Origin of the sequence: Thioalkalivibrio sp. (assembly GCF_007692535.1) — a bacterium.
In the GTDB taxonomy this organism is placed as follows: domain Bacteria; phylum Pseudomonadota; class Gammaproteobacteria; order Ectothiorhodospirales; family Ectothiorhodospiraceae; genus Thioalkalivibrio.
Genome location: NZ_REBW01000199.1, coordinates 1 through 9,541, shown reverse-complemented (window position 1 = coordinate 9,541; position 9,541 = coordinate 1). Strand labels below are relative to the sequence as shown.

General features: G+C 67.0%; 13 protein-coding genes. 5 read left to right on the top strand and 8 right to left on the bottom strand.

What is annotated here, in order from left to right; translation table 11 throughout:
• Window positions 1-105: 105 nt before the first annotated feature.
• The 3 genes from EA346_RS11640 to EA346_RS11630 form a co-directional block, all read right to left on the bottom strand.
• Entirely contained in the window at window positions 106-858 is a 753-nt protein-coding gene (locus EA346_RS11640; protein ID WP_296758755.1) for a ParA family protein, read from the bottom strand.
• Window positions 859-974: 116 nt separating this feature from the next.
• Window positions 975-1,511, bottom strand: a complete 537-nt coding sequence (locus EA346_RS11635) for a hypothetical protein (protein ID WP_296758753.1) — start codon at window positions 1,509-1,511, stop codon at window positions 975-977.
• Window positions 1,512-1,581: 70 nt separating this feature from the next.
• Window positions 1,582-2,163, bottom strand: coding sequence for a thioredoxin family protein (locus tag EA346_RS11630; protein WP_296758751.1), 582 nt, complete (start codon window positions 2,161-2,163; stop codon window positions 1,582-1,584).
• A gap of 259 nt (window positions 2,164-2,422) precedes the next feature.
• Between EA346_RS11630 and EA346_RS11625 the strand changes: the two genes are divergently transcribed.
• Window positions 2,423-3,163: a ferredoxin--NADP reductase gene (locus EA346_RS11625; RefSeq protein ID WP_296758749.1), complete on the top strand. Its 741-nt coding sequence runs from the start codon at window positions 2,423-2,425 to the stop codon at window positions 3,161-3,163.
• Here EA346_RS11625 and EA346_RS11620 read toward each other — a convergent pair.
• A complete protein-coding gene (locus EA346_RS11620) occupies window positions 3,154-3,930 on the bottom strand; it encodes an alpha/beta fold hydrolase (RefSeq protein WP_296758748.1) in 777 nt (258 codons plus the stop codon). The two genes, EA346_RS11625 and EA346_RS11620, sit on opposite strands and share 10 nt — an antisense overlap.
• 190 nt (window positions 3,931-4,120) lie before the next feature.
• On the opposite strand from EA346_RS11620, the gene EA346_RS11615 reads away from it, so the two are divergent.
• Complete coding sequence (locus EA346_RS11615; RefSeq protein ID WP_296758757.1) at window positions 4,121-4,282, top strand: YdcH family protein; 162 nt, start codon at window positions 4,121-4,123, stop codon at window positions 4,280-4,282.
• Window positions 4,283-4,352: 70 nt separating this feature from the next.
• Here EA346_RS11615 and EA346_RS11610 read toward each other — a convergent pair whose 3' ends face one another.
• From EA346_RS11610 to EA346_RS11595, 4 genes are all read right to left on the bottom strand, one after another.
• Window positions 4,353-5,651: an FCSD flavin-binding domain-containing protein gene (locus EA346_RS11610; RefSeq protein WP_296758746.1), complete on the bottom strand. Its 1,299-nt coding sequence runs from the start codon at window positions 5,649-5,651 to the stop codon at window positions 4,353-4,355.
• Between the two features lie 18 nt (window positions 5,652-5,669).
• Complete coding sequence (locus tag EA346_RS11605; protein ID WP_296758744.1) at window positions 5,670-5,972, bottom strand: c-type cytochrome; 303 nt, start codon at window positions 5,970-5,972, stop codon at window positions 5,670-5,672.
• Between the two features lie 288 nt (window positions 5,973-6,260).
• Complete coding sequence (locus EA346_RS11600; protein ID WP_296758742.1) at window positions 6,261-6,650, bottom strand: DUF3775 domain-containing protein; 390 nt, start codon at window positions 6,648-6,650, stop codon at window positions 6,261-6,263.
• 13 nt (window positions 6,651-6,663) lie between these two features.
• Window positions 6,664-6,978 carry a DUF2288 family protein gene (locus tag EA346_RS11595; protein WP_296758740.1) on the bottom strand — a complete coding sequence of 105 codons (315 nt, stop codon included), beginning with the start codon at window positions 6,976-6,978 and terminating at the stop codon, window positions 6,664-6,666.
• A 252-nt stretch (window positions 6,979-7,230) separates the two neighbouring features.
• On the opposite strand from EA346_RS11595, the gene EA346_RS11590 reads away from it, so the two are divergent.
• The 3 genes from EA346_RS11590 to EA346_RS11580 are packed head-to-tail and all read left to right on the top strand — an operon-like array spanning window position 7,231 to window position 9,520.
• Window positions 7,231-7,518, top strand: coding sequence for a hypothetical protein (locus EA346_RS11590; protein ID WP_296758738.1), 288 nt, complete (start codon window positions 7,231-7,233; stop codon window positions 7,516-7,518).
• Window positions 7,515-8,222 (top strand): response regulator transcription factor, encoded by a 708-nt coding sequence (locus EA346_RS11585; RefSeq protein WP_296758737.1) that lies wholly within the window; start codon window positions 7,515-7,517, stop codon window positions 8,220-8,222. Before EA346_RS11590 ends, EA346_RS11585 begins: the two co-directional genes overlap by 4 nt.
• Entirely contained in the window at window positions 8,219-9,520 is a 1,302-nt protein-coding gene (locus EA346_RS11580; RefSeq protein WP_296758736.1) for an ATP-binding protein, read from the top strand. Before EA346_RS11585 ends, EA346_RS11580 begins: the two co-directional genes overlap by 4 nt.
• The last annotated feature ends 21 nt before the right edge of the window (window positions 9,521-9,541 follow it).

The following is a 9,541-nucleotide window of genomic DNA, read 5'->3' as shown; positions in this document are numbered from 1 at the left end:
GCAGGCGCGCAGCGCTATGGAGTGCGGCGGCTCGCCGCCGCTTTCGGTAGCGGGTGTTGCTCGGGCGCCCGAAAGCGGAAGCAAGCTTCCGCACTCCAGAGTTCGTCAGCCCTGCCGGTGCAGCTTCTCGGCGATTTCCAGCCAGAGCTGTTCGAACGCGGCGGTGGCGCGGGCGCGGGGTTGGGTCGCCGGCAGCGGGGCGCGATGGCGGCCCATGGCCTCCACGGCTGCGGCGTAGGGGATCGGGGTCGTGAGCAGGTTCGGAATCTCCCTGCGCAGTTCGAGGCCCGCGTCGCGGTGCTGACTGCGCCGGTTGTCGACCATCGACAGAAAGGGATACAGCTTCACGCGGCGGATCTTCTCGGCGTCCAGGAACTGCAGCACCTGCTCGTAGCTGCGAACGGACAGGTGGGACGGGATCAGCGGAACCGCGATCACGTCGGCTGCGTGAAACAGGTTCTCCGTCACCGTGGAGAAGCTTGGCGGGCAGTCGAGCACGACGAGGTCGAACTCGGACTGGAACTCCTTCAGCAGCCTGCGCACCTGGAACGCCGGGTGCTCGGCCTTGCGCAGATACTGGTCCAGGTTGCGGTTCTCGAAATCGGCGGGGAGGCAGGAGAGGCGCGGCCAGGCTGTCTCGCGCACGGAGTCCTTCCAGTCGCGCTTGCCCTGGGCGAGCTTCTTGACGCTGTCCTGCACGCCTGGCTCCAGGCCCAGGTACCACGTGGCTCCCGCCTGTGCATCCAGATCCCAGAGCAGGGTCTTCCAGCCGTATTGCGCTGCCAGATAGGCCAGGTTGACGGCCGTGGCGGTCTTGCCGACACCGCCTTTCAGGTTGTAGATCGCGAGGGTCTTCAAGGACTTCTACCGGAGTGGATGCGGCCTCGATGAGGGCCGTGAAATGCGGCTTTCCTTATATTGTAGCGTCTGTGGACGTCTGCCGCCTGTCGGCTCCGAACTTCCCGCATGGCCCACTAGTCCGGGGGCGGGGTCCCTTCGGGTGGTGCGGCGGCGTGCAGTTCAGCGAGGTGCTGCTCGTAGATCGCCCAGAGCTGGGGGGCGATGGCGCCGCGGGTACCGGGATAGGTGAGGCGGTCGGGGTTCAGCCGGCGCAGGTCCTCGATCTCGGTGTCCTGCAACAGGCTGTCGACCACGTGGAAGATCAGCACCCGGGTGCCGCGGCCGGCGATGGGCAGCAGCGCGCCGACGATACCGGTATCGTTTAGACCGGGTCCGCCGCGCGCGTCACCGTCCTCGCCCGGGGGGCGGATCAGCGTGCCGAGCAACTCGCGATAGGCCTCGGAACAGGGGAAGCAGACCTCGGTGGCACGCGGGCCGGGCACCCGGTTCGCGGCTGCCTCGATCGCCGGCACTGGCAGAAGCATGTCGGGACTGGCGAGCCGCACCCGGTTGCGCTGGCCGTTGGGCAGCAGGCGCGGCACGGCCTCGCGGCAGGACGGGCAGGTCCAGGGAGCGACCTTGGGCCCCTCGAGGATGTTGTTTGGCGGCATGGATGGCCGGGCCGGGGTTCGCTGGCGACCGGCGGACCGAAAAGGCCCGGGGCCGGCCAGCCGCGCCGCTTCAGCCGTAGTAGGCCGGCTCGTTGCCCGGCTTCCACTTGATGTTGCAGCCCAGGCTCGCCTTCTGCGGCTCCGGGGCCGGCCTGCCGGCGAGCAGGGCATCGCTGGCCGCGCGCAGGTCGGCACCGGTGACCGGGGCGTCGCTGCCTGGCCGGGCGTCGTCGAACTGGCCGCGGTAAAACAGCTTGCGGTTCGCGTCGAACAGGTACAGGTCCGGGGTGCACGCCGCCTGGTAGGCCTTGGCCACCGACTGGTCCTCGTCCAGGCAGTAGGGGAAGGCGTAACCGAAGCGGCGCGCTTCGTCGCGCATCGCGTCCGGGCCGTCCTCGGGGTGGGCGACGATGTCGTTGGAATTGATCGCGATCACCGCGATGCCCTTGCCGGTGTACTCGCGGCCGTACCGCGCGAACTCGTGCCGGATCAGTTGCACGAAGGGGCAGTGGTTGCAGATGAAGGCGATCATGAAGCCTTTGGCGTCGGGGAAGTCGTCCAGCGAGACGTTCTTGCCCGACACAACGTCGGGGAGGCTGAAGTTCGGGGCCTCGGTGCCGAGGTCGATCATCTGGGAGGGTGTGCGCGCCATGACTGCTCCGGGGGCTTTGGGTTGCTGGACCGAGGATTATACTGGCACGGTCACCTGCGGATACGCAGCCCCGTGGAATACGCGGGTCAATCTTGTGGAACCCTTGCCAGCCGGCCACGGCGCCGCCACCGTGGCCGGCTGGGAACGGCCTCTGGCCGCGAAGCGGCATCAGCGCTGGGGTCTGGCTGGGTCGCGACTGGACGTCGCTCGCACGGGGCGTGGCGTGGGTGGGGAGTTGGTTTCGATGATCGGAGGTGGCATGGGTTGGGTGAAAGGGCAGGTACGGGAAATCAAACGGTGGACCGACCGCCTGTTCAGCCTCCGCGTGGATGCGGACGTCGAGCCGTTCAAGGCCGGTCAGTACAACCGGCTGCGCCTGTTCATCGGCGGGGAGTGGGTGGGACGCCCCTATTCCTACGTGAACCCGCCGGACAGCCGTCCGCTGGAGTTTCACCTGGTCACGGTGTCCGAGGGGCCGCTGACCAACCGCCTGATCCATCTACAGCCGGGGGATGAGGTCGAGTTGATGCCGCGATCGACCGGCCTGTTCACCCTCGACCAGGTGCCCGATGCCCGCGATCTCTGGCTGTTCGCGACAGGGACGGGTCTGGGTCCGTTTCTGTCGATGCTGGGGACGGACGAGCCCTGGGAGCGTTTTCAAAACATCCGCCTCGTCCACTCGGTGCGCCAGGCGCCCGATCTCACCTATCGCGACACGATCCGGAGCTTCGTCGAGCGCGCCCCGGGCCGCTTCGGCTATGTGCCGATGGTGAGCCGCGAGATCTGCGAGGGCACCCTGTGCGCACGCATTCCCGCGACGATCGAGGACGGCAGGCTCGAGAATCTCGCGTCCCTGGCGATCGAGCCCGATCACGCCCAGGTGATGATCTGCGGCAATCCGGACATGGTCCGGGATACCCAGGCGGTTTTGAAGGCACGGGGCCTGCGTCGTCACCGCCGCAGCCAGCCCGGTCAGATCACCGTCGAAAACTACTGGTGAGGTCGTAGCAGGTCGTAGGCCCAGGCGTGGATCAGTCGGGCCACGTAGGCGGTGTGTTCCGGGCGGGTGAGCAGGTGATCGGCCTGGTGCAGGGCGACGAAGCTCTTGGGGTGCTTGGCACGGGAGAAGATACGCCGGGCGTGATCGATGCCCACCACCGTGTCCCTGGGCGCGTGCAGGATCAGCAGCGGACGGCCCAGCCGCTCCAGTGCCGCGTCCAGATCCTGGGTCTCGACCGACTCCAGGAAGTCCCGGCCGATGGTGATCTTCCGGCCGCCGATGTCGACCTCGGCGGAGCCGGTTTCGCGAATGCCATGGGCCTGGGCCTCGAACAGCCGGGTCACGTGGCCTGGTTCGGACGGCGCGGCGATGGTGACGACCCCCTGCAGCTCCGGACGCAGGCCGGCGAGCGCGAGCGCCATCGCGCCGCCGAAGCTGTGCCCGATCAGCAGATCGGTGAAATACCCGGTGTGGGCGTCGAAGCGGTCCAGCGCGGCCCCGAGGTCCTCGCAATAGGTCTGGAAGCTGCTGTCGGCAAAGCGGCCCTCGGCTTCGCCCAGACCCATGAAGTCGAAGCGGAGCACGATGATGCCCTCCTGGGCCAGTGCCCGCGCCAGACGGACGGTGGCGGGGAAGTCCTTGGAACAGGCGAAGCAGTGGGCGATGCAGGCCTGCCCGACGGGCGTGCCCTCCGGCTGCACCATTACGCCGCTCAGGCGCACGCCCCGCGGCGTGACGATCTCCAGGGCCTTGTTGGTAATACCCATGGTTCCCCTCCGCTCGATGGTTCGCGGCCGCCCAGATGGACCCTGGTGGCCCACTGGACGGCCGCGTGCGGCTGGGCCATGCATCCCGTTGGCGACACCGCGCAAGCTCTGCGATGATACGCTAGCCAGTTTGCGGGTGGGGGGTTTCGTGGTCGAAAACGAGAGTGAACTGCGCGCGCGCATCGTCGAGATGCAGGCCGAGCATCAGGCCCTGGAGGTCGCCATCCATGCCCTGCAGGATGTTTCGGCACCCGACCTGTTTGCCCTGCGCCGGCTGAAGAAGCGAAAGCTCCAGCTCAAGGACACGATCGCCAGGATGCGCAGCCGGCTGATCCCGGACCTCAACGCCTGAAAACGAAAACGGCGCCCCGGTGTTGCCACCGGGGCGCCGTGCGCTTGGGCCATCCAGCGACTTGGGGTGATCAGCCCCAGATGTCTCCGGTAATGCCGTCGTACCAGCCCTTGGTGTAGATCGCCTCCATCTGCCGCACCGACGCCGGTGCGCCGGCCGGGCTCACACCGCCGGAGCCTTCAACACCGGCCATCGCGCCGTCCGTGTAGGCATAGACGGCGGCCACGCTGATCGCGTGATCCGGCGTGATCAGGCTGTAGCAGGTGTTCGCGGTGGAGGGTGCCAGCGGTTCGAGACCTGCCATTTCGCGGCTGATCGCCGCCGCGGCCACCTTGGCCTGGTTGTTGGCCGAGTGGCCGGACTTCGGCATCGCGCCGGCCACGCTGGAGTCACCGATCACGTAGATCCCCGGATGGATGCTGGACTCGAAGGTCATCTGGTCGACCGGGCACCAGAAGCCGTCGCCGGCCAGCCCGGTCTGCATGGCGATCGCACCCGCGGTCTGCGGCGGGATGTAGTTCAGCACGTCGGCCTTGAACTCGGTGAAGCCCCCGTCGGAGATCGTGGTCAGGTTGGCCGCATCGATCTCCTCGACCTGGCCGCCGCGGGAACTCGGCACCCACTCGATCATGTCGCCGTAGTGCTGTTCCCAGCCCTCCATGAACAGGCCCTGCTTGGAGAAGTTCTCCTTGTTGTCGAGGATGATGATCTTCGAGCGTGGCTTCTCCTGCTTGAAGTAATGCGCGACCATCGACGCCCGCTCGTAGGGCCCGGGCGGGCAGCGGAACGGGTTGCCGGGGGCGACCATCACGAACACGCCGCCGTCGGGCATGGCCTCGAGCTGCCTGCGCAGGATCGTGGTCTGGTCGCCGGCCTTCCAGGCGTGCGGAATGCGCTCGGAGTCCGCCGCGGTGATGCCCGGGATGGCGTCGTAGCGGAAGTCGATTCCCGGCGACAGAATCAGCCGGTCATAGGTCATGGTGTCGCCGCCCGCGGTCTTCACGGTGCGCCGGGCCGGATCGATCTCGGTGACCGAGTCCTGCACCACGTTCACGCCGTGGCGACTCTGCAGGGCATCGTAGTTCTGCGCGATATCGTCCATCTGGGCGTGTCCACCGAGCACCCAGTTGCTGCCGTAGCAGGTGTAATAGGTGGCGGTCGGTTCGATCAGGGTGACGTCCATTTCCGGCGAGAAGCGCTTCAGGTACTTGGCCGCGGTGGCGCCACCGGAGCCGCCGCCGACGACGACGACGTGGGCGCCGTTGGCATTGGTCGCCCTACCGGGAGCGGCACAGCCGAAACCCGTTACGGTGGCGGCACCACCGATGCCGACGGTTTTCAGGAAATTACGACGGGAAAAGTTGGTCATGTCTGCTAGCCCCCAGTCTTATTGTAAGGTCGCGAAGTAGTCGGCCATCTGGTCGATCTCTTCATCCGAATAGCCCTTGGCCAGGCGATTCATGATCGTGCCGGGCCGGGAATCATCCTTGAACGCCTGCATCTGGGAGACGAGCAGATCCCGAGGGTAACCAACCAGGTTCGGCATGTTGCCGGTTACATCGATGCTGTGGCAGGAGAAGCAGGAAGTGGTCAGCAGAGCTCCCCTTTCCACTTCGGCGGCTTGGGGTGCCAGGGCGATGGTCATCATGGAAACCGCGATGCCCGCGGCAAAAATTCGAGAACGTTTCATAGGAAAAGAGCTCCTCCGTTTGAGGGTTGTAATCTCACGCTCGACGGCTCATGGATGCCGTCTCTTCTTTTATTCACGCCCCGGAAAGGCCTTGGGTCCTGTTCGGGGTTGGGGCAACCGATGGGTTCGCGCGACCACGCGGGCGTAACCGGCGTTTCTTCGGTTCCTACTGGCCGAAACTTTCGAACGGCTTCTCGAAAATTACTTCCAATTGGGTAGCCTAGACCGTGAAGACCCGGAATGCCAGACTGGTCACGGTTTTCGACGCAGATGGCGGGTATTTTTCCGTCACTCCTCGTGCTCGATTCCCAGCAGGTCGAGGGCCTCGAGCAGGTACTCGGAGACGAGGGGGGTGGCGATCAGGCGGTCCATGATCTCGGGGCACCAGTTCTCCATCGCCTCGCGCCGCGTCTCCTCCCATTCCTCGGGCGCATAGTCGCCGCGGCCCAGCCATTTGAGCGCGAGCAGTTCCGCCTGCTGCCCAGGTTCCATGCCGTGCACGCCCATCCGCAGTTCCTGCAGGGTCATGTCGCTGCCGTGGTCGGCCAGGACCTGCATGGCCCAGTCGCCATCGTTGCCTTCCAGCGAATCGTCGGGGAAGACCACTTCCTCCTTGGCATGAAACTCGCGGGTCGATCGTACGATCCAGAGCAGGGTGTCGAGGTTGATTCTTAGCATGAACGTCTATCCTTCAGTGAGTTACCGCGATCTCCTGGGCCAATACCCAGGGTGCGACGACGACGGCCCTGAACACCGGTTCGATGCGTGTCCAGCGCCGGGCGTCGTCGTCGCTTGCACGGCTGACGGCGCCGGTCTGCAACCAGGCATCCACGCGTTCCGAGTCGTCATCACGGAAAGCGCGCGCAACGGTGATCAGGTCGAGGCCCGGCTCGACGCGAACGACCACGCCACGGGCGAAATGGGGAAGCAGTTCACGCCAGGCCAGCTCCCCGCACTCGGCACGCAGGTCCTGAGTTTCCGTGGCTGGCGCTGTAGCGGGGTGCATCGTGTCCGGGTATCGTCTTCAGACAAGGTTCAGGCTAGGCTTCTAGTGTAATACCTGGCCACCGGGACTGCATTCGGTGCTGCGAAATCGTCCCGTGTGGCCGGCGCCCCCGGAACCACTTAGGGTGTGGGTGCAGCGTAGGCTGCAGTAGGCCCAGTGCGTTGCACCATCGGGACAGCGCCAAAGGGGCTGGCTCCTCCCGCTGCCAAGCGGGACGGGTACGGGATACCAATTGGCCGTGGAGATCTGAGCATGCGACTGGACTGGAAGAAGACCCCTGGACGCCCCCGGCCGTGGTTCGCGCTGGCACTGCTGGCCGCGCTGCTCCTTGTCCCTTGCGCGCCGGCGGTGGCGGACGCGAATGCACCGCGCAGTCTCGACGAGGCCGTCGCGCAGGTCGAGCGTGGCCACGCCGGGCGGGTGCTGTCGGCCCGCGGGGAGCGGCGCAATGGCGATGTGGTCTACACGATCCGGCTGCTGACCGAGGACCAGCAGGTGCGCACCTTCGAGGTCGAGGGCGCGGAAGGGGCGCGGCCGTGAATCTGCGCGTGGCCCTGGTGGAGGACGACGACAGTCTCAGGGAGCGCATTGCAGAGTCGCTGCGCAGCGCGGGCTGGCGGACCGACCTGGCCGCCGACGGGAAGACCGGCCTGTACCTGCTGACCGAGTACGCCTGCGACATCGCCATCGTCGATCTCGGCCTGCCCGGCCTCGACGGGCTGGAACTGATCCGCCGCGCACGGGTCCTGAAGCCCCGGCTGCCGATCCTGATCCTGACCGCCCGCGATCGCTGGCAGGACAAGGTGGAGGGCCTGGAGGCGGGCGCCGACGACTACCTCACGAAGCCGTTCCACGTCGAGGAACTGCAGGCGCGGTTGCGTGCGCTCGTACGGCGCAGCCTGCAGGACGGGCAGGAACGGCTCGACTTCGGTGCGCTGGTCATCGACACGGCCACCGATACGGTCCTGCTGTGCGGCGAGCCGGTCACCCTGACCACCTTCGAATACCGCCTGCTGCTGCAACTGGTGCGCCAGGCCGGCCGACCGCTGAGCAAGGACGCGCTGGCCGATTATCTCTACGAGCACGATGCCGATCGCGAGAGCAACGTCATCGAGGTGCTGATCGGGCGGCTGCGGCGCAAGCTGGACCCTGACGGAACCCTGGGCGTGATCGAGACGCTGCGCGGGCGCGGTTACCGGTTCACGCTGCAGCCTGCCGATGATTCCCGAAGCGACGGGGCATGACCCCGCCGGGCCTCAGCCTGAGGCTGCGCATCAGCCTGGTGGCAGCCGCGGTGATCGCCGTCTTCTTCCTGGTGACCGCGACGCTGCTCGAGCGTGCCTTCCGCGAGAATGCCGAAGACGCCGTGACCACCCGCCTGGACGCCCAGCTGCTGTTGCTGATGGGGATCGTCGAGGTGTCCGGACCGGGTCAGGTGCAGTTCCCCGACGTGCTCCCGGAGGCCCGCCTGTCGCTGCCTGGGGGAGGGCTTTATGCGCGGGTTCTGGACGGTGCGGGCGAGACCCTCTGGCGCTCGCCCTCGGCGCTCGGCATGCCGTTGCAGGAATGGCGTGATCATGGACTCTTCGAGCGCGGGATGACCGTCCAGTGGGAGCTCCCGGATCAGGTCTTTCCCCTGACCTTCCAGGTGCTGGAGGAACGCGATGCCTTCGATGCACAGATGGAGCGCTACCGACGCACGCTTTGGGGCGCGCTGGGTCTGCTGACCGTATTGCTGATCGCGGGGCAGGCGCTGGCGCTGGGTTTCTGGGGCCTGCGACCCCTGCGCCGCGTGCGCGCCGATCTCGAAGCGCTGCGCCAGGGAGAGAACCGCAGGCTGGGCGGTCCCTACCCGCGCGAGATCCAAACACTGACCGACAGCATCAATGCCCTGCTCGAGTTCGAGCGTGACCGTCTGCAGCGTCAGCAGCACGCGCTGGCGGACCTCGCGCACAGCCTGAAGACCCCCCTCTCGGCGCTGCGCCTCGGACTGGAGGGGGGGCAGCCCGATCGGCCCGAGCTGCTGCTGCAGGTCGAACGCATGCAGGGCATGATCCAGCACGAGTTGAACCAGGCCCAGCGCCTGGGGCCGTCGCCCTTCCAGCCGCCGGTGGCCCTGGCGCCGGTGATCGAACGTACCTGCAGGGCATTGCGCCGGGTCGCCGAGCAGCACGGCGTGGAGCTGGTGACGGCGCTGCGGCAGGAGTGCAGCCTGCGCATCGAGACCGGGGCCCTGTTCGAACTGCTGGGCAATGTTCTGGATAACGCCGTCCGGCACGCCCGTTCGCGCGTCCGCGTGAGCCTAGACTGCGACCGGCACGGGCTGGAGTTGTGCATCGATGACGACGGTCCCGGAATCGCCGCGGCCGACCGCGAGGCGGTGCTGCTCCGGGGCACGCGCCGCGACACCCGCCCGGGCGGGCAGGGACTCGGTCTCCACATCGTGGATACGCTGGTCAGGGACCACGGCGGCGAACTGCACATCGAGGACGCCCCCGAACTGGGTGGCGCCCGCATCCGCATGGCATTCCGCCAGCGGTGAAGCGCCGCTCGCCGGGTCAGA

What these genes read in the sequence shown, in the direction of transcription:
- EA346_RS11635 (WP_296758753.1), bottom strand. Translation starts at nt 1,511, where the DNA reads ATGCCGCCAAACAACATCCTCGAGGGGCCCAAGGTCGCTCCCTGGACC.
- EA346_RS11630 (WP_296758751.1), bottom strand. Translation starts at nt 2,163, where the DNA reads ATGGCGCGCACACCCTCCCAGATGATCGACCTCGGCACCGAGGCCCCG.
- EA346_RS11625 (WP_296758749.1), top strand. Translation starts at nt 2,423, where the DNA reads ATGGGTTGGGTGAAAGGGCAGGTACGGGAAATCAAACGGTGGACCGAC.
- EA346_RS11620 (WP_296758748.1), bottom strand. Translation starts at nt 3,930, where the DNA reads ATGGGTATTACCAACAAGGCCCTGGAGATCGTCACGCCGCGGGGCGTG.
- EA346_RS11615 (WP_296758757.1), top strand. Translation starts at nt 4,121, where the DNA reads ATGCAGGCCGAGCATCAGGCCCTGGAGGTCGCCATCCATGCCCTGCAG.
- EA346_RS11610 (WP_296758746.1), bottom strand. Translation starts at nt 5,651, where the DNA reads ATGACCAACTTTTCCCGTCGTAATTTCCTGAAAACCGTCGGCATCGGT.
- EA346_RS11605 (WP_296758744.1), bottom strand. Translation starts at nt 5,972, where the DNA reads ATGAAACGTTCTCGAATTTTTGCCGCGGGCATCGCGGTTTCCATGATG.
- EA346_RS11600 (WP_296758742.1), bottom strand. Translation starts at nt 6,650, where the DNA reads ATGCTAAGAATCAACCTCGACACCCTGCTCTGGATCGTACGATCGACC.
- EA346_RS11595 (WP_296758740.1), bottom strand. Translation starts at nt 6,978, where the DNA reads ATGCACCCCGCTACAGCGCCAGCCACGGAAACTCAGGACCTGCGTGCC.
- EA346_RS11590 (WP_296758738.1), top strand. Translation starts at nt 7,231, where the DNA reads ATGCGACTGGACTGGAAGAAGACCCCTGGACGCCCCCGGCCGTGGTTC.
- EA346_RS11580 (WP_296758736.1), top strand. Translation starts at nt 8,219, where the DNA reads ATGACCCCGCCGGGCCTCAGCCTGAGGCTGCGCATCAGCCTGGTGGCA.